The sequence below is a fragment of the Brevibacterium sp. FME37 genome, from assembly GCF_014897485.1.
In the GTDB taxonomy this organism is placed as follows: Bacteria; Actinomycetota; Actinomycetes; order Actinomycetales; family Brevibacteriaceae; genus Brevibacterium.
On sequence record NZ_JABUYE010000007.1, the window covers coordinates 130,191 to 153,066 of the forward strand.

22 protein-coding genes are annotated in these 22,876 nt (G+C 64.1%); 2 read left to right on the top strand and 20 right to left on the bottom strand.

The features are described from left to right. Positions 1 to 112: 112 nt before the first annotated feature. Together INT29_RS10365 and INT29_RS10370 are read left to right on the top strand one after the other, a co-directional pair. Positions 113 to 1,111 carry a glycine betaine ABC transporter substrate-binding protein gene (locus INT29_RS10365; RefSeq protein ID WP_193071563.1) on the top strand — a complete coding sequence of 333 codons (999 nt, stop codon included), beginning with the start codon at positions 113 to 115 and terminating at the stop codon, positions 1,109 to 1,111. 132 nt (positions 1,112 to 1,243) lie between these two features. After that, on the top strand, positions 1,244 to 1,801 hold the full coding sequence (locus INT29_RS10370) for a methylated-DNA--[protein]-cysteine S-methyltransferase (RefSeq protein ID WP_226841840.1): 558 nt from the start codon (positions 1,244 to 1,246) through the stop codon (positions 1,799 to 1,801). Position 1,802: 1 nt separating this feature from the next. Here the strand turns inward: INT29_RS10370 and INT29_RS10375 are convergent, their stop codons facing one another. From INT29_RS10375 to INT29_RS10470, 20 genes are all read right to left on the bottom strand, one after another. After that, complete coding sequence (locus INT29_RS10375) at positions 1,803 to 3,116, bottom strand: Dyp-type peroxidase (RefSeq protein ID WP_319020876.1); 1,314 nt, start codon at positions 3,114 to 3,116, stop codon at positions 1,803 to 1,805. Further along, a complete protein-coding gene (locus tag INT29_RS10380; protein ID WP_226841841.1) occupies positions 3,106 to 3,729 on the bottom strand; it encodes a copper chaperone PCu(A)C in 624 nt (207 codons plus the stop codon). Before INT29_RS10380 ends, INT29_RS10375 begins: the two co-directional genes overlap by 11 nt. A 244-nt stretch (positions 3,730 to 3,973) precedes the next feature. Continuing rightward, positions 3,974 to 4,624: a hypothetical protein gene (locus tag INT29_RS10385; RefSeq protein WP_193071565.1), complete on the bottom strand. Its 651-nt coding sequence runs from the start codon at positions 4,622 to 4,624 to the stop codon at positions 3,974 to 3,976. A 109-nt stretch (positions 4,625 to 4,733) separates the two neighbouring features. Beyond that, positions 4,734 to 5,303, bottom strand: coding sequence for a hypothetical protein (locus tag INT29_RS10390; protein WP_193071566.1), 570 nt, complete (start codon positions 5,301 to 5,303; stop codon positions 4,734 to 4,736). Positions 5,304 to 5,308: 5 nt separating this feature from the next. Next, the gene (locus INT29_RS10395) at positions 5,309 to 6,508 is read right to left on the bottom strand and encodes an N-acetylglucosamine-6-phosphate deacetylase (protein WP_193071567.1); all 1,200 of its coding nucleotides are present in this window, start codon (positions 6,506 to 6,508) and stop codon (positions 5,309 to 5,311) included. Then, a complete protein-coding gene (locus INT29_RS10400) occupies positions 6,505 to 7,299 on the bottom strand; it encodes a DeoR/GlpR family DNA-binding transcription regulator (RefSeq protein WP_101571578.1) in 795 nt (264 codons plus the stop codon). The genes INT29_RS10395 and INT29_RS10400 overlap by 4 nt, the downstream gene beginning before the upstream one ends. Positions 7,300 to 7,303: 4 nt before the next feature. Then, positions 7,304 to 8,149 carry a class II fructose-bisphosphate aldolase gene (locus INT29_RS10405; protein WP_193071568.1) on the bottom strand — a complete coding sequence of 282 codons (846 nt, stop codon included), beginning with the start codon at positions 8,147 to 8,149 and terminating at the stop codon, positions 7,304 to 7,306. Next, positions 8,146 to 9,159 carry a 1-phosphofructokinase family hexose kinase gene (locus INT29_RS10410; RefSeq protein ID WP_193071569.1) on the bottom strand — a complete coding sequence of 338 codons (1,014 nt, stop codon included), beginning with the start codon at positions 9,157 to 9,159 and terminating at the stop codon, positions 8,146 to 8,148. Before INT29_RS10410 ends, INT29_RS10405 begins: the two co-directional genes overlap by 4 nt. Further along, positions 9,156 to 10,103: an ROK family protein gene (locus INT29_RS10415; protein ID WP_193071570.1), complete on the bottom strand. Its 948-nt coding sequence runs from the start codon at positions 10,101 to 10,103 to the stop codon at positions 9,156 to 9,158. The genes INT29_RS10410 and INT29_RS10415 overlap by 4 nt, the downstream gene beginning before the upstream one ends. Continuing rightward, positions 10,100 to 11,008: an SIS domain-containing protein gene (locus INT29_RS10420; RefSeq protein WP_226841843.1), complete on the bottom strand. Its 909-nt coding sequence runs from the start codon at positions 11,006 to 11,008 to the stop codon at positions 10,100 to 10,102. The genes INT29_RS10415 and INT29_RS10420 overlap by 4 nt, the downstream gene beginning before the upstream one ends. A 154-nt stretch (positions 11,009 to 11,162) precedes the next feature. Next, positions 11,163 to 13,238 carry an alpha/beta fold hydrolase gene (locus INT29_RS10425; protein ID WP_193071572.1) on the bottom strand — a complete coding sequence of 692 codons (2,076 nt, stop codon included), beginning with the start codon at positions 13,236 to 13,238 and terminating at the stop codon, positions 11,163 to 11,165. 44 nt (positions 13,239 to 13,282) lie between these two features. Further along, the gene (locus INT29_RS10430; protein WP_101571589.1) at positions 13,283 to 13,975 is read right to left on the bottom strand and encodes a hypothetical protein; all 693 of its coding nucleotides are present in this window, start codon (positions 13,973 to 13,975) and stop codon (positions 13,283 to 13,285) included. Next, entirely contained in the window at positions 13,975 to 15,351 is a 1,377-nt protein-coding gene (locus INT29_RS10435; RefSeq protein ID WP_193071573.1) for a sensor histidine kinase, read from the bottom strand. Before INT29_RS10435 ends, INT29_RS10430 begins: the two co-directional genes overlap by 1 nt. After that, positions 15,348 to 16,100: a response regulator transcription factor gene (locus INT29_RS10440; RefSeq protein ID WP_101571593.1), complete on the bottom strand. Its 753-nt coding sequence runs from the start codon at positions 16,098 to 16,100 to the stop codon at positions 15,348 to 15,350. The genes INT29_RS10435 and INT29_RS10440 overlap by 4 nt, the downstream gene beginning before the upstream one ends. Continuing rightward, the gene (gene mnhG, locus INT29_RS10445) at positions 16,090 to 16,485 is read right to left on the bottom strand and encodes a monovalent cation/H(+) antiporter subunit G (RefSeq protein WP_101571595.1); all 396 of its coding nucleotides are present in this window, start codon (positions 16,483 to 16,485) and stop codon (positions 16,090 to 16,092) included. The genes INT29_RS10440 and mnhG overlap by 11 nt, the downstream gene beginning before the upstream one ends. After that, positions 16,482 to 17,120, bottom strand: coding sequence for a monovalent cation/H+ antiporter complex subunit F (locus INT29_RS10450; RefSeq protein ID WP_101571597.1), 639 nt, complete (start codon positions 17,118 to 17,120; stop codon positions 16,482 to 16,484). The genes mnhG and INT29_RS10450 overlap by 4 nt, the downstream gene beginning before the upstream one ends. Then, a complete protein-coding gene (locus tag INT29_RS10455; RefSeq protein ID WP_193071574.1) occupies positions 17,117 to 17,710 on the bottom strand; it encodes a Na+/H+ antiporter subunit E in 594 nt (197 codons plus the stop codon). The genes INT29_RS10450 and INT29_RS10455 overlap by 4 nt, the downstream gene beginning before the upstream one ends. Then, complete coding sequence (locus tag INT29_RS10460) at positions 17,707 to 19,290, bottom strand: Na+/H+ antiporter subunit D (RefSeq protein WP_101571601.1); 1,584 nt, start codon at positions 19,288 to 19,290, stop codon at positions 17,707 to 17,709. The genes INT29_RS10455 and INT29_RS10460 overlap by 4 nt, the downstream gene beginning before the upstream one ends. Next, positions 19,287 to 19,826 carry a Na(+)/H(+) antiporter subunit C gene (locus INT29_RS10465; protein WP_193071575.1) on the bottom strand — a complete coding sequence of 180 codons (540 nt, stop codon included), beginning with the start codon at positions 19,824 to 19,826 and terminating at the stop codon, positions 19,287 to 19,289. Before INT29_RS10465 ends, INT29_RS10460 begins: the two co-directional genes overlap by 4 nt. After that, positions 19,823 to 22,867 (bottom strand): Na+/H+ antiporter subunit A, encoded by a 3,045-nt coding sequence (locus INT29_RS10470; RefSeq protein ID WP_193071576.1) that lies wholly within the window; start codon positions 22,865 to 22,867, stop codon positions 19,823 to 19,825. Before INT29_RS10470 ends, INT29_RS10465 begins: the two co-directional genes overlap by 4 nt. Positions 22,868 to 22,876: the final 9 nt, after the last annotated feature.

A 22,876-nucleotide genomic window follows, 5' to 3' on the forward strand; every position in this document is an offset into this window, starting at 1 on the left:
CCTCCCTCACTTGCTGCAACGAGACGCGTTAGCAACGCCTGGCCGCTCATGCATCTTCTCAGCGCTGCCGACAGCGCCCGCGCCTCGGGAAACAAATGGACAAGGAGTAGTCATGCAGACCAAGAAGTTCTTACAATTCGGCGGAATCGCCGCCGCAGCCGTGCTGATGATGTCAGCGTGCGGAGCGAGCAACAGCGGTGGAGGATACGGCGACGACAACGATTCTGCTGCCGGTGATAAGGATTGGTCGAAATGCGCGCCGGGCGCGGACGGCGCTGACCTGGAGTCGCTTGAGGCCGATGATGACAAGAAGGTGAAGTTCGCGGTCTTCAACGGATGGGACGAAACCTTTGCCAGCGTCTACACCATCAAGAATCTGCTCGAGCAGGATGGTTACGAGGTCGAGGTCCAGGAGTTGGAAGCAGGACCCGCCTACAGTGCTGTGGGGCGGGGCGACATCGACTTCCATATGGACATGATGATGCCCACGACCCACGCAAGCTATTACGACAGAGTCAAGAACGATATCGATCTGCAAGGCTGCTGGTACGGTGCGGCCCAGAACACCATCGCCGTCAATGAAGATTCCCCTGCCCAAACCATCGACGATCTAAAGACCATGGGCGACGATTACGATAACACCCTCTACGGAATCGAAGCGGGAGCAGGACTGACGAAAGTGACCAAGGAAGAGGTCATTCCCGACTACGGTCTCGAAGGATACGAATATAAGATCTCGTCGACACCGGCCATGTTGGCCCAAGTGAAGAAGTCCACCGATGCAGGAGACAACGTCGCGGTCACCTTATGGCACCCACATTGGGCCTACAGCAAGTTCCCCATGCGTGACCTCGACGACCCGAAAGATTCGTTCGGTGACAAAGAGATCCTGTACAACGTTGGAAACAAGGACTCAGTGAAGAAGTTTCCCTACGTCTCTCAGGCGGTCAAGAACTTCGCAATGACCGAGGAACAGTTGGCAGACCTGGAAGCCCTCATGTTCTCCGAGGACGAATACAACGGGGAGACACCTGAAAAGGCGGTTGCTGAATGGCTGGGTGACAATCCAGCTTTCGCCAAGGACTTCCGAGCTGGCAAGCTCGAAGGCTGAATGCCGAATGCGTGTGGCCCGGTTGTCATCGACCGGGCCACACGTGTGCGCTAGGTTGGCAGTAGAAGGCTCCAGCATTTCTGCGAGAATGCCACCACTAGAGCCGATCCGACGATGCTGAGGAGACCTGAGATGGATCCGATCGAGGCACCCCGCACTGAAGCCGAGGACGACGATCTCTCCCAGACGACGATGACCACACCCGTCGGTCCCATCACCGTCACCAGCTATGGGCAGTCCATCGTCCGTGTGAAGTGGGTTGAGCCCGACGACAGCACAGGCAGCGACGCCGTTGTCCCGGACCTCAATGCATCCAATCCGCTCCTGGCCGAAGCGCTTCGACAACTACGCGCCTATTTCGACGGCAGTCTCACCACTTTCGACCTGCATCTGGACCTCGGCCCGATCTCCGCGACTGCGCGACAGGTCCTCACTACTCTCAATGACACTGTCGAATTCGGCACCACCGTCACCTACGGCGAACTCGCCCAACGCAGCGGAACCGGAATCCATGCCAGAGGAATCGGCAGCATCATGGGGATGAATCCACTTCCGCTGGTCATCCCCTGCCATCGTGTCGTCGCCAGCGACAGCCTCGGCGGGTACTCAGGCGGCCGTCGTGGCGAGGGGGTGGCCACGAAACGCTGGCTGCTCGAGTTCGAGGATGCACTTCCCCCAACACTGTTCTGAATCACCCTTCGAAGAGGCTCTGCCCGATGTACTCCCCCTCTTTGATTCCTGGCGGAATCGCCCACACGGTCGACCCGATCGGAGTGGTCCATTCGTTGAGCAGATCCACCTCGGCGAGGCGGCGTTGGATCGGAAGGAATTGCCGGTCGATATCCGCCTGGAACGAAGCGAACAGCAATCCCGCGCCCTGACCGGCACCTGTTCCATAGTTGAACGTGCGCCGGTGGATCTGTGTCTCGGGACCCAGACCATCGCGCGCCCTGGCCACATGTGAGGCCGCCGAGATCTTCGTCAGTCCTCGCTTGTCGACCGCCTCGAAGTCGGGGACATCGAACTCGTCGGAACCGGACAGCGGTGCCCCGGTGTCGAGTGTTCGCCCGGTCGCGAACTCCCGCGCGGGCCGATCAGCCTTGTCCCAGGTGTCGAGGTTCATCGCAATGTCGCGCAGCACCAGGGTCGTTCCCCCGCGCATCCACTCCGGCAGATGATCGCCGAGGTTGTCCGGCGGTGCCCCGCGTGCAGAGTGGACTGCATCGGACTGTCCGGTCCCCTGCCCCCAGATGATACGAGCGAAGTCCTCAGATCCAGGCCCGGGATTGGCCGTCCCGTCCAACTGCCCGAAGAGATTTCGTTGGGTTCTTCCCTCCCCTTGGCTGCCGTAGGAACGGCGGAATCCCTCTCTCTGCCAGGCCACCTCGGCGAAGTTCCGGGAATCCTTCCACAGCATCCGTTGGGCATGTGCCAGGGTCAGAGGGTCATCACCACAGATCTGGAGGAGCAGATCCCCTGTACAGCGGTCGGGGTCGAGATCGTCGATGGGGAACTTCTCCAGCGGGCCCAACCATTTCGGCACGGATTTCTCACCCGCCAGCTTGACCAGTCCGCGTCCGAATCCGAAGGTGACTGTCAGGCGCGCGGGGTCATGGGCGAGTTCGGGTTCGGAGTCAGCCAGTGGACCGCTCCCCTGTGTCAGTGCCGCGGCATCGGCGGTGAGCAGCCTCAGCCAGCGAGTCACGTCGGTGGCCTTGATGCCGGGTTTCAGCGTCAATGCCAGGAAGAGCGCGTGCGCCTGGGGTGGGGTCTCGACTCCAGCCTGATGTGGGGCGTAGAACGGTTCGGTGACCGGGCCGTTGGCTCCGCTGAGGTCTCTGGACGGTGCGGCTTCAGCACGGTCACCAGCAACGGATCGTCCCACCCCGAAGCCTGCGACGGCGCCGACGACTCCTGTTCCCCCGGCCGCAGCCGCCGACGCGATGAGGCGCCGGCGGCTGAACCCGTGATGACGAGGTGCGGTTTCTGCGGACTCAGTGGTCACCGTGATCTCCGTGGTCCATCTCGTCGTGATCCATATCCCCGTGATCCATATCCCCGTGATCCATGTCCTTATGGTCCATGTCCTTGTGGTCGCTGTCTGAGCCGTCGCCCTCGTCGTCGGCCTCGCCAGGGGCGTAGTTCTCCTGCGCCCCGGAGTAGTCCTTGGCGATGGCGGTCACCGGGATGGTCTGTTTGTCGGCGGTGACGAGGTCGAGTGAGATCTCCTCACCCGGCTTGATCGGCTTCGCCAACCCCATGACCATGATGTGATCACCACCGGGCTTGAGACTCAGGGACTTACCCGCAGGGATCGTGAAGCCGCCCTTCTTCTCCTGCATCGACATTCCTCCCGAGTTGTCTTCGAGAGTCTCGTGGAGTTGGACCTGGTCGGCGTCATCGTACTTCGCAGCGACGAGGTTGATGTCCTTGTCGCTGTTGTTCTTGAGTTCTCCGAATACAGCGGTCATGCCGTCGTCGGCGGCCTTGACCCAGGCGTCGTCGAGGCTCAGGGAGTCGACGCTGATCTGGGAGCTGCTCGCCTCTTCGGGCTCGCTTGCCTGGCTCTGGTTACAGGCACTGAGCCCGATCATGAAGGCAACTGACATGGTGGCCATCAAGGTGGTGTTCTTTCGCATTTCGTCTGCACTTTCAGTGTGTCGGTGCAGCCGGGCACGGGTCGTGACGGATGGTGCGGCAGGTGCGTTGAGGCAGGCGGGCACCCGGTGTTCGGGCACCCGGTGTTCCGGCACCCGGTGTTCCGGCACCCGGTCGCACGGTACGCTTCGTCGACGACGGTGTTCGGCTGTCACCAATGATGTGTGAGTCGGCGGAGTTTCCGCCGCTTGTGATGCTCTGAGGTCAGACGAGTGCGGGCGGACCGCGGCGGTAATTGGAACCGACGACGGCAGAGGTGATGGCCTGGGGCAAAACGACTTCGCCCTGGGCGACTCGGCCAGGGAATTCGGCCAGGACACCGACCGCCTCGGCGAGGGCGCGGAGTGCGGTGGCGATCGGTCCCAGTGCCAGCTGCAGGATGGTGAGAATGATGTCTTCGCCGCGTTTGAGAGCCACCGCGGTGACGAGGACCGCGGCCAGGTGCGCGAGCACCATGGCCAGACCTGCACTCGTCCCGTCACCGACCATGTGCGACATCGGATGCGACATCGGAGCAACCTGACCCAGGTCGAGGGCACCGGTCCCGTGGTTCATGTGCTGCTGGTGGCCCATGGCCGATCCGGTCGTCGCGGCAGCGGTGGAAGCGGGCGCGGCAGTGAACCAACCCATCGACAGGTGCATGAGGATCTGCCCCAGACCGAGCAGTGACCCCAGCGCCAGATACCCGAGGCGACGGCCAGCGAGGATCGTTGCAGCCCACAGAACGAAGACGAAGACGATCACGATGCCGAGGGGAGAGGTCGTACCGCCCGCGCCGACGTGCATGAGCACGGCCAGCAGGGTCGTAATGAGCGCGGCGAAGAGAGCACGAACCGACTTATTCGACCCGGTCATGCCTCTCCTCTCTTGGGGCTGCGCACACGGCTGACATCAGGGGTGAGACTCAGAAGACTCAAAACTTCTACTCAGTGTAGAACTAAGAGGGCATCAGACGCCAGAGAAGTTACATCCTCAACCAGGTGTCGGCGGTCTTCTTGATCATGGCTCCGGCCTCTTCGGCCTCGCCCAGCCAGGTCACCGGCTGCCCCTCGGGGTCGATCACCGCGTCGGAGAGGATGATGACGTCGAAGTTGCAGACGAGTGCGGCCATCGCCGAAGCACGGACCGATCCCGGCAGGTCTCTGGCACCGGCGTCGTCATTGTCGCCTGCCGCGTCCGTGTCGTCGGAGGTGTCGTCCGATTCATCTTCTGCGTCGTCGAGAGTCTCGATTGTGTCCACGTCACCACCGGCGATGACGATGCGGTCAACGCCCATGTCGTGGAGGCCGGGTGCCAGGTCGCGGATGCCGTCGAAGACATCGGGCTTCTCCGATCGCAGCACGAGATCTTCCTCGTCGGGGACGAAGATGGACAGTTCCTCATCGTCGACGTCGACGAGTTCGTCCTTCGTTGAGGCGAAGATGAGCACACCGCCGACCGTGCGAGTGCGGCCGACGATGTCGACTAAGATCTCGGCGTTCTCGTCGGAGGTGTAACTGGCGTCGTCGGTGTCAATCAGGAGCAGGGCATCCATGTCTCCTATCGTGCCATGTTCTCAGCCTGGATGCTCATGTCCGCGTTCAGCAGCAGGTAGTCAGCGGGCATTCCGACGCCCAGCAGACTGTGCTGGTCATCGGCGCTGAGTCCCAGTGTCCGCAGCGGTACCAGACTCGCGGCCTGGACGGCTTCGAGCGGGCTCATACCCACCTCAGCCACCGCTCTCATCACCGCATCGTCCATCGTCAGCGTGGACCCGGCGATGGAGCCCGTCGCACCGTCCTCGCCCAACAGTCGGGCCACGGAATCCTCCACCTGTACCGGCAGCGCTCCGAGCATGTAGTCCCCGTCAGCCATCCCAGTCGCGGCCATAGCATCTGTGATCAGCGCGATCCGCCCAGGAGCCAAGGTCGCCAACATTCGCGCCGGCGCGGCCGCCACGTGCACTCCGTCGTTGATGAGTTCCAGCGTGACGTGTCCTGCCTCGATTGCGGCGAGGATCGGGCCCGGTGCCCTGTGGTGGATTCCGGGCATCGCGTTGAACGTGTGGGTGAGGACGCTCGCGCCCGTGTCGAAGGCCCGTGCCGCTTCCTCGTAGCCGGCGCCCGTGTGCCCGATGGCCACGCTCACCCCCGCCGAAGCGAACCGTGAGATCGCGTCGAAGGCACCCGGCAGTTCGGGGGCGATCGTGATCTGAGCCAGCGTTCCGTCAGCAGCCGTAAGGATCGATTCGACCGCCTCGGGGGTGGGAGCTGTGAGCACTTCGGGTGCGTGCGCACCCTTGAAGTCCGGGGACAGGAACGGACCCTCGGCATGGAGACCGAGCACAGCAGGGTTGTCATGGCAGAGCCTTGCTCCTGCGCTCAGCGAGCTGCAGAGTCCCTCGATCGTGTCCGAGACGTAGGAGAGGGCGAGCGCCCGGGTTCCGTGCCGGTGATGGACTGCGAGCACTTCGCTGAGTCCGGCCTCCCCGTCTTCGGCGCTCGATCCCCCTGCCCCGTGGCAGTGGATGTCGACGTAGGAGGGGGCCAGGTACGCTCCTCCTGCGTCAATGGTCTGGACTCTCGCCGAGGCGGGCAGGTCCTGCCAGCCCGAACCGCGGCCGCGTGAGATGACGGTGCCGTCGGCCTCGGCTAGCCAGTCATCGGCGCCCTCTAAGGTGAAGCCGGCCGGATCGCCGTCGAGGATGATGACGTTGTGGATGATCGTGTCCGCGGGCGCGTCGGCAGGCTGTGCGCTCATGGGCTCTCCTGGTGCATCGGTGCGAGCTCGACGTCGTACCCGGCCTGGACCAATTCGTCGGCAGCGCCTGCCTCGAGCTGGGAGTCGGTGATGATCGTCTGGAAGACTTCTGTGCCGCCGACCGAGGCGAAGGATCGTCTGCCGTACTTCGAGGAGTCGGCGACGACGATGGCCTGCTCGGCACGTTCGGCCATCAGTCGGTTGACGTAGGCTTCGTCCTCGTTGGCTGTCATACCCCCGGCGGAGGCGGAGATCGCGTGGACGCCGACGAACGCCAGGTCGAGCCAGATGCTGCGCAGCACGGAGTCGACGAAGGAGCCGACGAGTTCGAAGCTCGAGGTGTTGATGACTCCCCCGCACACGATGACCTTGATGCCCGGGTGGATGGCAAGTCTGTTCGCGATGTCGACCGCATTGGTGACGATGGTGAGGTCGCGCAGGAGATCGTCGCGTCGACTCAGGGCGTCGGCGACCATGAACGTGGTCGTGCCCCCGGAGAGTCCGATCACGGAGCCCGGGGAGATCCGGTCAACTGCCGCTCGCGCGATCGCCGCCTTCGCCTCTGTTGAGGCTGCCTCCTTGTAGCGCAGCGACAGGTCATAGTCGACGGCGCGCCTGGTGGCGCCCCCGTGGGTGCGTTCGACGAGCCGGCGCTGTTCGAGCAGGTCAAGGTCACGGCGGACAGTGGCCAGGGAGACGCCCAGCTCCTGGCTGAGTGCCTCCACGCCGACGGTTGTCTCCCGGTCGAGTTTCGACAAGATCGAGTCGAGGCGGTCCTCACGCGTGCTCATAGAATCAGTCTCTGTCCTCGCCCATGGGATTGCAAAGGAGACGGATCAGGCGGGCCGTTTCGGCTGCGAAGGCGTCACGTGCGGGTCCGAGGTATTTCCGTGAGTCGACCATGTCCGGGTGAGCATCCAGAGTCGCGCGCACGGAGCCTGAGAAGACCTTGTTGAGGTGGGTGGAGATGTTGATCTTGGCCATGCCCGCGGCTACAGCACGGCGAATCTCATCATCGGCGACGCCCGAGGAGCCGTGCAGAACCAGGGGCACCGGCACTCCGACGGCCAGCTTCGCGATGAGTTCGAGGTCGAGGCGGCTGGTCCGCTCGACCATCGCATGCGAGGTGCCGACGGCCACGGCCAGCGCATCGACTCCAGTCTCCGTCACGAACTGCGCTGCCGCACTCGGGTCGGTGCGCACACCGGGTGCGTGGGCACCGTCCTTGCCGCCGATCTCACCCAGCTCCGCTTCGACGCCGATTCCGCGTTCATGGGCATGACGGACCACCTCGGCAGTGGCCGCGCAGTTCTCCGCGAAGCTCAGATGCGCTCCGTCATACATCACGGAGTCGAAGCCGAGCTCCAGGGCCTCGGACACAAGATCGACGTCGGTCGCGTGATCGAGGTGGACGGCGATCGGAACCCGCGCGGATTCCGCAATGGCCATCGCGGCGCGGGCGATCGGGGTCAGGCTGCCGTGGTATTTCACGCAGTTCTCGGAGATCTGCATGATGACAGGCACATCTGCCTCTTCAGCGCCAGCCGCGATCGCCTCGGCGGTTTCCAGGTGGATGACGTTGAATGCGCCGATGGCGGCGTCCGTGCTGGTCAGCAGTTCGATCGTAGCGGCCCTGGTCATGCTTGCTCCTTCGTGATGACGACCTCGTGTCGCAGGTTCTGCCACTCGGGGTGGACTTGGCCCGCTTGGGACATGAGCACCGCAGAGGCAGAGAGCGCGACCGCCTCCCTGAGGATCGCGCGAACGTCTTCATCAGGCAGCCGAGCTGGCTCAGGACCCTGCGACTTCGCTGCCAGGCACCGGGCCACGCCTGCCACAGCGGCGTCACCGGCTCCCGTGGGATTGCCCTGCAGGACCCTGCCCAGACGCGCGCTCGAGCGCGGCCCGGTCCGGTCGACGAGGACCATCCCCTCCTCCCCGCGGGAGACGAGGACGTGGCCTGCGCCGGCACGAACCAGCTCCCCCGCCGAGGCGATCAGGTCCTCATCGGCGAACAGTTCGTTCAGTTCCTCCGCGTTCGGTTTCACCCAGTCGGCACCGGCCCGAGCCGCTCGGAGCAGTCCAGGCCCTGAGGTGTCGACGATGACGCTGACTCCGGCCGCATGCGCCGCTGTCACCAGGTTGGAATGAAAGTCTTCGGGGCAGTCTGCCGGGGTTGAGCCGGAGAGGACGAGCACGGACACTGCCGGCTCGGAGAGGCGTCGACTGATGGAATCCGTCAGCGCTTCCCACACCTCGGGTGGGTGCTCAAAGGCTGTCTCGTTGAGTACGGTGGCACGTCCGGACCCCTCGACGACGGCATAGCTGCATCGCAGCCTGCTGGGAGTCGGAGTGAGATCCCACACCGGTGTGCCACCGGTCGAAGCTTCGACCTCGGCCGAGCGGGCGGCCTCGGGCCGGTGCTCGTCTGCCACAGGGCCCTGCACATAGGCTCCGATTCCGGTGTCGGCGAGGACACGGGCCACGTTGATTCCCTTACCGCCGAGCCTGCCTGCTGCGGGGTCGATTCGGTGCGAGCGTCCCAGGTCCAAGCGCGAGACGGTGACGGTGATGTCCCAGGCGGGGCTGAGCGTCGCGGTGACCACGCGCGGCGCATCCGCGGCGCGCGCTTCTGCGTGCCCGGCACTCATGCCGCATCCCTCGTCAGCAGCCCGGCGCCGATGAGTCCGGCGACGGGGCCCAAGCCAGCACGGCGGATGCTCGGCATCCGGTGGAAGTCCAGCCGCGGCCGCAACGCCGCCTCCACTCCGTCGAGAAGTTCATCGGCCCCGCTCAAGCCGCCTCCCAGCACGATCGTCTCCGGCGCGATCACTGCCGCGATCTGCGCACACATCGCGGCGAGAGCCTCGACCGCTTCGGCGAACACCTCATGTGCAATCGGATCACCCGAATGCACGGCGTCGAGGACGTCCAAGGATCCTGCGACCGTGGTCCCGCTGCGCTGGGAGTACCGCTTCGCGATCGACGACGCCGAGGCGATGTGCTCGATCGGTCCCCGGAACAGTCCCTCGGCGGTGTCGACGGTGACTTCGGTGAAACCCACCTCTCCCGCATAGCCGCCCGCGGAGATCAGGCGACCGCCGACTCGGATCGCTCCGGCGATGCCTGTGCCGATGGTGATCATCACGGCATCGTCGGGAGTGTGCTCGATCAGCTCGAATTCGGCCCTTCCGGCTGATCGCACATCGTGGGAGAGCCTGACGTCGAGATTCAGGATCTGGCTCAGCAGCGATCGGAACGGCACGTTGCGCCACCCGAGGTTTGCGGAATGGATTCCGGTCCCGCTGGCCTCGTCGACGATTCCGGGGATGACCACTGCCGCCTCGGCGATGGCGTGTTCTGGGTTGCCCTCGGCGAGGGTTGAACGGAAGTCCGCGATGACATCCATGACCTCCGCCGCCGCGCTCTGTGTGCATTTAGGGGTGGGTGCACTCAGCGCGTCGACGATCCTCCCGGTGGAGTCGAAGAGCGCAGCCTTCATCCCGGTGCCTCCGACATCGACGGCGAGCGCCACCGGACCGGCACCCAGGCTCAGCCTCTGCGCCACGCGGAGGATCTCTGCGCGAGCCGTCATTCGTCCAGGACCACAGACCGTGTCAGTGAGCGCGGATTGTCGGGGTCGACGCCGAGGCGGCGGGCCCTGATGAGTGCGAGCGCGTGCACACGCACGAGCTCGGCCAAGGGATCGCGGTCGGATGCGACGAATCTGGCCCCCGTGGCCTCGACCTGCTCGCGCAGCCCTGCCGGAGCATCACCGAGCTGCCAGGTCACACGCCCCTGCTCGGCGATGGCGATGGGCCCATGGCGGTACTCCATCGACGAGTACGACTCGGTCCAGGCCTGCGCGGACTCACGCAGCTTCAGCGCGGCCTCATTGGCCAGACCCCACGTCCACCCCAGACCCAGGAAGCTGAACTGCTCGGCGTCGAGGAGTTCAGCGTCGAGGATGCTGTCCTCGAATTCGGAGAAGTCGGGCGAGATTCCTGCTAGGAGGGTCTTCGCGTCCTGTATCGCGGTCTCCAACTGGCTCCTCTGCTCCAGCCAAGAGCGCATGGCTGTGATGGCTGAGGTGCCGAACCTCGTCTGGACGACGGATCGCTCATCGGCGAAATCAAGGGCGATGACGTCCGTGGCGCGCTGTGCGATCGGCGATCCGTCGCTGCCGACGATGGCGGTGACCGGTGTGCGATAGCCGAGACTCTCGAGTGCGTCGACGACCTCGGTGGTGGTGCCGGACCGGGAGATCGCAATGATGCGGTCGTAGCTCCGATGCGTGGGGTACTCGCTGGCGGTGAAGGCATCGGTCTCGCCCTTGCCCTGCGTCTCTCGCAGGGACGCGAACACCTGCGCACCGAACCACGAGGACCCGCAGCCGATGACCGCGACCCGCTCTCCGTCCTGCGGCTGGGCAGCAGCGGAGGCAGCGACGTGCAGGGTCCGCTCCCATGTCTCCGGCTGACTCCGCAGTTCCTCTGCCATGAACTCACCAAGACCCGACATCGATCACACTCCTGATTGTATTGATGATCAAACAATCATAATCATGGCACATTTCCGTCTTGACAGATAGTATTCACGTGCGCTCTTGTGTGTTTCGACGACACTGGTGCCTCGTCGACCTGCGGGCTGGAATTCACCCCAGCGTGCGGGCGCGCTCGGCGTCGATACCCAGGACGTGTTTGTCGAGGAAGGCCAGGACCGTGCGGTACCAGACTTCGGCGTTGCCGCGGCCGGCCACCCAATGGCCCTCGTCGGGGAAGTACAGGAAACGGTGCTGAGTGAGTCCCTCTGCATCCAGCGGAGTCTTGGACCGGGTGAGCAGGTCGTACCAGAGTTCCTGGCCCTGCCCGATCGGCACCCGGTAGTCCTTGTCGCCGTGGATGACGAGCATCGGCACCTCGATCCGATCGGCGAACAGGTGCGGTGAGTACGTTCCCGACTGCTTCCTCATAGCTACGTCCCAGGAGGCGTTGTCCGTGGTCCGACCCATCGACGTCGTGTTCCATAGGGAGGCGTGGGTGATGATGCAGGCGAACCGGTCGCTGGCGTGTCCGGCCACCCAGTTCGCCATGTAACCGCCGTAGGACCCGCCGGCCAGAGCTGTGCGTTCGGCATCGATGTCGGTCCGTTCGATGGCCGCGTCTGTCAGGGCGAGGATGTCGGTAAAGGGTGCCCCGCCCAGCTCCTGCTGGCCGCGGTCGATCATCGACTGGCCGTAGCCGGTGGAGATCGCGGGGTCCGGCAGCAGCACCGCGTATCCGGCGGACACGAACGGTCCCGGATTCCATCGGTACGTCCAGGAGTTCCAGGATCCCCAGGGCCCGCCGTGGGCGAAGACGACGAGCGGGAACGGGCCTTCCCCCTCGGGCAGTGCCAACCAGGCGCGCACTGCGGTGCCGTCGTCACCAACTGCCGCCACCTCGGTGAGGGTGCCGGTCCCGTCGATGACGGTCGCCGGGTTCGCGAGCTCGCTGATCTGGCCCGAGACCAGGTCGATGGCGATGGGCAGGGGTGCGACGTCGATCGCCGAGGCGGTCGCCACGACAGTGAGTCCCTGCACCTGCAGTCCCGCAAACGTATATTTCTGACCGGGACCGCCCACCAGCCGCCGAGGCTGTTCGTCGTTGACATCACCGATGAAGACGCTGCCCCGGCCGTGATCGTCGGCGCTGGCCACGATGGTGGAGTCATCGGCCCAGACTGGGTCGAACCAATGATCTGCTTCGGGCCACACCGGGTTCAGCGACCCGGTGTCGAGGTCGAGGACCATGAGCGTGGCGGACAGGTTCGTCGTCGACGTCCAGAACTGCTCCCGGGTGACCAGGGCGCGGGTTCTATCGGGGCTGATGGCATCGATGCCGTACCCGTGATCGGCGGCAGCCTCAATCAGCAGGCGAGGTGCAGCATGTTTGTGGAGGTCGATCTGCCAGATCTCGCTGGCTTCGAGCTGGCCGGGGATCGGCTTCTCGACCTGGACGAGGACGAAGCGCGCCTCGTCATCGACGGCCCAGTCCACGAGGCGACCGGGCGGCAGAGGCAGATAGCGAAAAGTCAGGCCGGTGGAGGAATCTGCGTCGGTACCAGACTCCACGGAACCGACTGCCTCGGAATCGGCGGCCTCGCGCGTGAGGTCCGCGGAGAGATCCTCGCCGAACTCGTCGCCGATCGTGTCCAGGTCTGCGATCGCCAGAGTGTCTCGGCCCGGGCCCAGGTCGTGGTCCCACCGGCGGATGGGGAACCCGGAATGCAGGATGGCGCTGACCTTGGATTCGCTGCGTTCTTCGCTGAATTCCTGGTGTTCGTCCTCGTTCGCGGCCCAGGTGTGGACGGGGAACTGGACAATCAGGGATTGGCTTTTGACTTCGATTCGGGAGAATCCGCCGTCGTGATCGGCGAGCTTGCGTGCCTCCCCGGACTCGGGCAGGGCCCAGAGGCTCGGGCTCTGTGCGTCCTTGCCGTCTTCACCGGTGCGTTTGGCTGCGAAATAGATGGTTCCGGCCTCGCTGATCGCGGCCGCGCCGATGGACTGATCTCCCCGGGTGATCCGGCGAGGACTGTCCTCGCCGATGTCGGCGAGATGGGAGAGGTAGGTGTTGCCCTCGGCGTTGAGGAAGGAGTACTGAGCGATGACATGGCCGCTCTGGTTCGTCAGGAGGCCTTGCAGTCGGCGGGCGTCGAGGAGAGCAGTCACAGCGTCGTTGGTCGTCATGATCCCATCCTAGGATCATCGCCGAGGTTCGGGCCGGGAAACGTCTATTTGAATCTCGGCGCGGGAACCTTCTCGTCGTCAATGGTGAGGGTGGGCAGCATCTGCTTGAACTCTTCCGCGGCCTCGGTGTTCGACTTCAGTGAGCGCATCTCGACCCCGATCTCGACGACGCGCCCATTCGTCTTGTATCCGATCCTGGCACCGTACATGACGGTCTGCTTCTTGTTGATCGCGACGATCTCCTGCGGGCCGAGTTCGCCCTGGAACGTCCAGTAGTATCCGGCTGCCAAATTGCCTGTGCGCTGCGCGGTCACCGTGGATTTCGGCTCCGAGAAGGTGAATTTCTTCTTCGCGTCGACGATCGACTGTGGAGAGTCCTCATACCCTTTGGAGCAGGTGATGAGGACCGAGTCGCTCTCGATGGGGGTCTCGCCGCGGGAGAAGGAGTGGAATTCGTCGCCGGATGACCCCTCCGACCAGCCATCCGTCATCGCAATGCTGACGTCGACGGGGCATTCGGCGCCGAGGTTGCGCGAGACCTTCTTCATCCCATCGGGGATTCCGTCGTCAGCAGGTGCCGTGGTGGGGTTCTCTCCGACGTTCTTCTTCACAGCTACACGGACAGGACCCGAATCCCGTTCTGCGGTGCGGATCTGCAGGGCCGAGCAGCCGCTGAGGACGAGACTGAGCAGTGCAGCTCCGGCCACGACTGTTCGTACCTTCGCAGCGTGTCTCATCACCGTTCGTCCCTCGGCCGCAGATGACTACGGCTCTGAGGCTGCTCGGTCGAATGAGGCTGCTCGACCGAATCGGACTGCTGCATCGGTGGGTATTCTGGCGGTCGTTGAGGTTGTGGCGGATGGTTCTGCCAGGCCTGTTGTGGTCCCGACTGCGGACTGCTGGAGCCCGGGACAGGTCCCGACTGTGGCCCGGCGGGTCCTCGACCCGCCCCTGGGCCGGGTTTGAACTGAGAGTGCTGACCGGAGTCCTGCGGGAACCCTCCGCCGATTGATTCTCCCGTCGAACGGTGAACCAGATTGCCGTCGACGCGTTCGAGGCGTCGTTTCGAGGTTCTTCGCGGGGAGCCCAAAATCCGGCCCTGAAGCTCCGCCTCGTTGGGCTGCCGGGGCGGCAGGAACCCGGGCATCTGGCCCGAATCGGGAAGCTGCACGGGCTGGACCGGATGAGAACCGGCAGCGGCATGCCCGACCTGATCGACCATCGGCGGCACGGTCACCTGAGCGGCGTCGCCGAGGACCGGCAGCACCATGCGCACCGAGGTGCCCACACCCTCCTGGCTGAAGAGCTGCACGGAACCGCCGTGGCGGGTCACGATTGCTCTGACCAGTGAAAGCCCCATTCCGGAACCGGCCACCGCGCGGACACGGGAGCCGCGTGAGAGTTCGTCCCACACCTGCTCCTGCTCGGTCAGTGGAATGCCGCTGCCGGTGTCGGCGACCTCGACGACAACCCACCTGTGGCTGTCGATGATCTGCTCATTGGCACGCAGTTCGACGACCTCGGCCTGAGAGGAATACTTGAGCGCATTGCCCAGCAGGTTGAGAATCGCGGTCAGCAGCAGATCTTCCTCACCGGCGACATCGGGCAGACGCCAGGGGGCACGGGCGACAGTGGCCACGATCATGCGGTCTTCGGCCCCGGGCGCCGTCGATGCGTCGTCGACGGCCTGGTGGATGAGCCGATCGAGATCGACTCGGGAGTATTCGATGATGCGGGTCTCGACGTCGGCGAGCTTGCGCAGGTCTGCCAGGAGACGTGCGACTCGGCGTGAGGAGATGTCGACCTGTTTGGCAGCGGATTCGACCTCTTCGATCGAGCCGCCTTCGCGGACGACGTCGCGGATACTCGCGGCCGAGGTGCGCAGCGCGGTCAGTGGATTCTTCAGCTCATGGTCGAGACGAATGAGCATCCGGTTGCGCTTGGCAAGGGAATCCTCGCTCGCCGCTGCCTCGATCGATTCTCGCAGTGCGGCCTCACGTCTGCGCAGATGTCTCCAGGCGAAATACGCGCCGATGGCCAAACCGGCCAGCACGAGGAACAGCAGCAGGAGGAACAGCCAGATCTGGACCTCGAAGACCAGAAATTTCGTCATGGGGTCCTCTGACCGTCTTCGCCTCGGACCTCACCGACGAATCGGTAGCCGCGGCCCTGAACGGTGGCGATCCACCGCGGTTCGGCGGCGTCCTCACCGAGGACACGGCGCAGTTCGGCGACACGGGAATCCACCGCGCGGGTGCCCACGGCCTCTTCGAAGCCCCACAGGATCTCGAGCAGGCGGGAGCGTTCGATGAGTTCGTCCTTGTGGACCATCAGGTATTCCAACAGGGTGAAGCCCTTGGGCGTGATGACCAGTTCACGATTGCCCATCCAGGCGCGCCTGCCCACACGATCAAGGCGCAGTCCGAAGCTCGAAGCCAGCACCGGAGCTGTGGCCAGGGGTGGCCCGTCGCTGCGAGTCCGGCGCAGCACTGCGCGGATTCGGGCGACGAGCTCGTGCGGATCGAAAGGTTTGTTGAGGTAGTCGTCGGCGCCCTCTTCGAGCGCCATCGCCCGCTCGACGGCCTCTCCGACCTGAGTCAGCAGCAGAACCGGAACCCAGTTCTCCTCCTGGCGCAGCCGTCGCAGAACCTGTCTGCCGTCGGCACCTGGCATGAGGACGTCGAGGACGCAGACATCAGGATTGTGGCGGTGGATCTCGTCGAGGGCCAGCAGTCCGTCGCTGGCGGCGAGCACCCGAAAACCGGAGCGTTCAAGGAAGGGGACAACGGCGCCGAGCACATCGGGTTCGTCATCGGCGACCAGCACCAAGGGCTGGGGCTGCTGTTGATTGTCAACCGTCATTGGGGTCCGTTCCGGTTCCTCTTCTGCGTTCCCACGCGAGTTCTCTGGCCTCTGCTCGATCGACAGCCTCGGCGAGCTCATCTCGATACAGCATAGAACGACGCAGGTGTTTGGTGCGATAACCGGCGCGCCCCACCATATGCGTGGCCACGGGAATGGTGACGAGCTGGAAGGAGATGATGATCGCCAACGTGGTCACTGTCGACCATGTCGGGTACTGGATCCCGATCGCCACAGCCACCATCAACAACCCCAGGACCTGAGGTTTTGCACTGGCGTGCATGCGAGACAGAAGGTCGCCGAAGCGCAGCAGACCGAGCGCGGCGGCCAAGGACAGCACCCCGCCGAGGAGGATGAGCGCTGCGGAGATGATGTCGAGGATCATCTGCTTCCCCCTTCCTCTTCTTCGGGTTCGGGTCCCGTGCGGTCACCGTCGTCGGAGTCGTCTGGTCCCGGGTCGGGCCCTATGCCCAGGCCCTCACCTTCGGCGTCGGGATCGGTTCCCTGGTCGAGGCCCACCGTCACGGGCTCTTCGTCGTCGTGCACGGTGACGGCGTCGGGGCCATCAGCGACGTCGGAGATTCCGCGGGCCACGTCATCGGGCCACTCCTCCCCGCCATCGGCTTCGGTTGGCTGGCCGGTGGTGCTTCCGGTTTCGGTCTGGCTGCCATCGGCTGATTCCTGGGGCATATGCCAGTCGGAGCTGGTGAAGTCGCTGAGTGAGCCCACCTCGGCGCCGGGTGTCATGGAATCGGACTTGGATACGTACCGGGAGACGCTGACGGATCCGACGAACCCGAGCATCGCCAACACGATGAGCACGGGCAGAAGGTCCGTGCGACCCGACAGCGCCATGAACCCGCCCAGACCGCACATGATGGAGGCCAGCACAACGTCAGTGGCAATCATGCGGTCAAGGATCGAGGGTCCGCGGATGATGCGATAAAGGGCCATGACCGCCGAGGCGGCCAGCAGCACCGAGGCCACGACGACGAGGGTGTCGAGCACGATCTGACTCATCGGACATCTCCGTATTCGTCGGCGATCGGGTCGGGGTTGACCTTCAGCGCAGCGAGATCACGGTGAGAGCCGAGAGCCAGGATGAGCAGCCGCTCGATGTGATAGACCTGCGCTTTGGCAGAGATGATCTTCTCCTTGGAATCACAGTCGAGAACGTGCAGATACAAGACCCCCATCGCCCTGTCGCTGTCGATGATGATCGACCCGGGGATCAGACTGGCGGTATCGGCCACGAGCGTCATCAGCAGATCCGAACTCGTGCGCAGGTCACAGGCGATGACCGAACCGGCACCTACCGCGCGAGGACGAAAGGCGAACCAGGCGACCTCGACAGAGGCGTGGATGAGTGAGTACAGGAACCACAGTCCGTAGTTGAGGGCGTGGATGATGTTGAACCGACCGGAGAGCACCACCGGGGGCAGGTAGAAGACACGGGTCACAACCAGGGCGAGGATGATGCCCGAGAGGATGTGCATGAGTGACACGGAGTCCCAGAGCATCACCCACAGCACCACGAGGAAGAACACCAGCACGAGCTGCTGGACGAAGCTGCGTCCCTTCGTCATCCGCGGAGGCCGATTCGTGCTCATGAGCCATCACCGCCCAACACATCCGTCACATAGTTGACCGGCGACTGCAGATTTCCCGCAGCACGGTCGGACAGATCCCACAGGGGACCGGCGAAGACTGTGAGGATAATCGAGGCGACGACCACGACCGTGGTGGCTGCGAACATCGATCCCGGCACCCCGATCTGTGACTTCCAGGGCTTGCCCGCGAGCTTGGCCTTCTTGCGTTCGGCGAACTCGGCCACGAGTTCCTCGTTCGGCTCCTCCGCGTCCGCGGGGTCGCGCCAGAAGGCCAGGTTGAAGGTACGCCCGATGACGTAGAGGGTCAGCAGGCTGGTCACCGTACCGGCGACGATGAGCGAGACAGCGAGCCAGTCGTGATCGGCGAAACCGGCGGCGAAGAGCGCAACCTTGCCGATGAACCCGGAGAACGGCGGGATGCCTGAGAGGTTGAGGGCAGGGATGAAGAAGATGATCGACAATGCCGGTGAGAGCACCATGAGCCCACCCAGGGACCTCGTCGAAGTCGACCCACCTCGCATTTCGACCATACCTATGGCCAGGAACAGCGCGGTTTGGACGATGATGTGGTGGACCGTGTAGTAGATGGCGGCGGAGAGTCCGACAGTGGTCCCCAGAGCCACACCGAAGAGCATATAGCCGATGTGGGAGACGAGGGTGAAGGACACAATCCGCTTGATCTCCGACTGGGCGATCGCGCCTAAGATTCCGACCACCATCGTCAATGCCGCGGCTATCAGAAGAGGCACTCGCAGGGAGGACTCGGCAAACAGGAGCGTCTCGGTCCGGATGATCGCATAGATGCCGACCTTCGTCAGCAGTCCCGCGAACACGGCGGTCACCGGGGCCGGAGCGGTCGGATAGGAGTCGGGCAGCCAGAAGGACAGCGGGAAGATCGCGGCCTTGATTCCGAAGCCGATGAGCAGGAGGACATGCAGAATCATCTGCACATCCGGCGGCAGCTCGCTCAGTCTCTCAGAGAGCTGCGCGATGTTCACTGTTCCGGTCGCCGAGTAGATGACGCCGATCGCTGCCAGGAAGATGACCGATGAGACGAGCGAGACGACGACGTAGGTCACGCCCGCCCGGATGCGCTCTGCCGTAGCACCCAAGGTCAGCAGCACGTAGGAGGCGACGAGGAACATTTCGAAGCCGACGTAGAGGTTGAACAGGTCACCAGCAAGGAAGGCGTTTGCGACACCCGCGCACAGCACCAGATAGCTGGGGTTGAACACGGAGATCGGGGTCTCGTTCGAGTCGTCGTTGGCGTCCTGGCTGAGTGCGTAGATGAGCACACACAGGGTGACCAGCGAGGAGACGACGAGCATGAGCGAGGAGAGCCTGTCGGCGACGAGCACGATTCCTGCCGGCGGTTCCCACCCGCCGATCGCCACGACCTGCGGGCCGTTGGCATCGATGCCGAAGAGCATGACGAGCGAGATGACCATGACCGCACTCAAGATCAGGATCGACACGATGTTCTGAGCGCGGGAGTGCTTCGACAGCACCAGCGCCAGTCCCGCACCGATGAGGGGCAAGAGGACGGGCAAGGGCACAAGCACAGGAAGGAGATCGATCATTTCTTCTCCTCCGTCGTGGTTCCCTTGGAACCTTCTTCGCTGCTGCCCTCGCCTGCGTCGCGTTCTTTGGGGGTGCCGTCGTCGTCGAGGTCGATGGCGCCGGTGATCGGGCTCTCGGCCTCATCACCGAATTCGGTGTCGTCGTAGTCCGTGCTCGCCTCCGCCTCGGAGTCGATCATCTTCGTGATCGCCACCTGCAGGTCGGCGGTGTCGTCCTGCAGCGAATCGGCTCGCACCAAGCGCCAGGAGCGGTAGATCATGGCGAGCAGGAACGCGGTGACCGCGAATGTGATGACGATGGCGGTGAGGATGAGTGCCTGTGGCAGCGGATCGGACATGCCTTCTGTGGACAGGTTCTCCCCGTCGGTCAACGGCGGATTTCCTGTGCCGGCGGTGAGGATGATGAGGAGGTTGACGCCGTTGCCGAGGAGGATGAACCCCAGCAGCACGCGGGTCAGTGAGCGTTCGAGCATGAGGTAGATGCCGCTGGCGAAGAGGACTCCCATCGCCAGGACCATGATGAAGGGCAAAGTCATAGCCGTCCCCCTTCGGCGCCGTTGTCCACGTCGAGGTGATTGACCCGGTCGAGGATCGACGAGACGGCTTCGTGCTCGGCCTCGACGCTGAAGGTCTCCGAGAGGTTGTATGACTGGTTGAGTCGTTTGGTCAGCATCATTTCGTCGCGCTCCTGGTGCAGGTCCACCTCGGCGCCCAAGGATCTGAGGATGTCGAGCATGAGTCCCACGACGATGAGGTAGACGCCGATGTCGAAGAACGTCGAAGTTCCGAACGACAGGTGCCCGAGCACCGGAATATCGCCTTCGAGGTAGACGGACCTGAACACGGTGTCGCCCCAGATCCACCCGCCGATGCCAGTGAGTACGGCCATGATCATGCCGGTTCCCAGCATGCTCGAGGGGGTGAAGCGGGCCGCCTCGGCGAGTTCGAACTTGCCGCCGGCGAGATAGCGCACGACCAGTGCCAGACCGGCTACGAGGCCACCGGCGAAACCGCCGCCGGGTTCGTTGTGACCGGCGAAGAGAAGGTAGAGGGAGAAGATGAGGACGGCGTGGAAGACCAGGCGGGCGGTGACCTCGAGGATGATGGACCGGTTGCGTGGTGCCAGTGTGCGTCCGGCGATGAGCCAGGAGACTCGACGCTGCGTCACGTCTTCGCGTTGGGGGTCGCGGAAGTAGCCGATCTCCTCGGGGACCGGCTGGAAGCGCACACGTCCCTGCAGTTCGGTGCCGTCACGGCGGGAGACGAAACGATGGAGGTGTCCTTCACGGCCGCGCACGAAGATCAGTCCGGCGATGCCGGTTCCGGCAGCGACGAGGACCGAGATTTCACCGAGGGTGTCCCAGACGCGGATGTCAACGAGGGTCACGTTGACGATGTTCTGGCCGTGGCCGATCTCGTAGGCGAGCTGGCCGAAGTCCACGGACACCGGGTCGCTGATGCGCACGCCGGCGGCGATGAGCACGACGAACATCATGGTCACGCCGACCGCGGCGCCGATGATGGCGCGCCACGCCGGAGTGAAGCGGCCGGTGCTCTGACCGATCCGGGCAGGCAGACGGCGCAAGACGAGGACGAAGACGACGATGGTGATGGTCTCGACGAGAACCTGGGTCAGCGCCAGGTCCGGGGCTCCGACGAATGCGAAGTAGGCGACCATCGCATAGCCGGAGATTCCGGTGACGACCACAGCGGTGAAGCGCTTCTTGGCGCGGGTCGCTGCCACCGCGACGATGATGAGGACTGCGGCGACGATGAAGTCGAGCGGGGTGTCGAAGAGTTTGAAATCGATGTTCCAGGTGTCATTTGTGATCACGGCCAGGCCGATGCCCGCCACGAGGACGAGGTAGATCACGCTCTGATAGAACGGCAGCGAACCGCGCTGGGTGCGGGAGGTGACCCACAAGGCCAGCTTCTCCATCCAGCTGATCAGCTTGCTGTAGAGGTCGTGGAAGTCGAGGCCCGAGGGCAGAGTCGACTGGACCTTGGCGAACGAGTCGCGGACGAAGAAGAGTCCGAGGCCCGTTGCGATCGTGACTGCTGACAGAGCCAGAGCCGGTTCGAGTCCGTGCCAGATTGCCAGGTGGTAGTCGCCGTCGCCGGGGTCGATGGCCGGCAGCGTCGAGGTCCAGGCTCCGAAGTAGCCGTCGATGAGTCCGACCGCCGGGCCCAACACCACGGTGAGCACGGTGAGCATGACCGGGGAGATGATCAGGGTGATCTTCTCATCGCGGCGGGCGATGTCGTCGACACCCTCTTTGCTTGAGAACGCACCCCAGACGAAGCGTGCCGAGTAGGCCACGGTGAGCATCGATCCGATCATGACGCCGATCAGCGCGATGATCGAAGCTTTGTCACCTGAGGCGAGGAGGGTCGAATAGACGGCTTCCTTAGCCGCGAAGCCCAGCAGCGGGGGCAGACCGGACATCGATGCCGCGGCGATCGTGGCGCAGACGGCGACGACCGGGAACGCTTTCCAACCTCCGGAGAGCTTCGTCAGGTCACGTGTGCCGGCACGGTGGTCGATGATGCCCACACACAGGAACAGACAGGCCTTGAACAGGGCATGGGCGATGAGCATCGCCAGGGCGGCCTTGGTGATGTCGGGAGAGCCGAAGGAGGCCATCGTCGTGAGGAATCCGAGCTGGGAGACCGTGCCGAAGGCAAGCAGGAGTTTGAGGTCGGTCTGTTTGAGGGCCTGCCAACCGCCGATGAACATCGTGAGCAGACCCAGGGTCAGCAGGGTCTCTGACCAACCGGGCAGCGCGTGGTAGCCCGGAGCCAGGCGCAGGATGAGGTAGATTCCGGCTTTGACCATCGCCGCCGCGTGCAGGTAGGCGCTGACCGGGGTCGGTGCGGCCATGGCACCGGGGAGCCAGAAGTGGAAAGGAATCAGCGCGGACTTCGACACCGCTCCGACGAGGATGAGGATTACGGCTGTGACGATGACCGGTCCGGTGTCCAGACCGAGGCTCGCGCGCTCCATGAGGGTCGAGATCTGACTTGTTCCAGTCGCTGAGGTCAGCAGAATCATGCCCACGAGCATGGCCAGTCCACCGGCAGTGGTGACGATGAGGGCCTGCAGCGCGGCCTGGCGGGAGCGGCGGCGGGATTGGCTGTGGCCGATGAGCAGGTAGGAGAAGACCGTCGTGCCTTCCCAGAACAGGTAGAGCATGAGGAGCTCATCGGCGAGGACGAGTCCGTACATCATTCCGGCGAAGGCCATGAAGACTGCAGAGAACCGGGCCAGTCCGGGCTCATCCGGCGGGAAGTAGCGGGCGCAGTATACGAAGACGAGGGCACCGACGCCGGTGACCAGGAGACTCATGATCCAGGAGAGTTCGTCGAGGCGGAAGATGCCGTCGAGACCGAGTGCCGGCAACCAGCCCATGCTCTCGACCCACGGCCCGCCTGCTGTCCCGAAGATATCGGGGACCTTTGCGAGGGTGAGGATCAGCCCAGCGAACGGCACCAGGGCAAGAAGGAAGAACCCGTTGCGACCGAGGCGTTTGACCAGTGGGTACGCAATGACAGCAGCCCCGAAAAAGGCTCCTGTCATGACTATCAC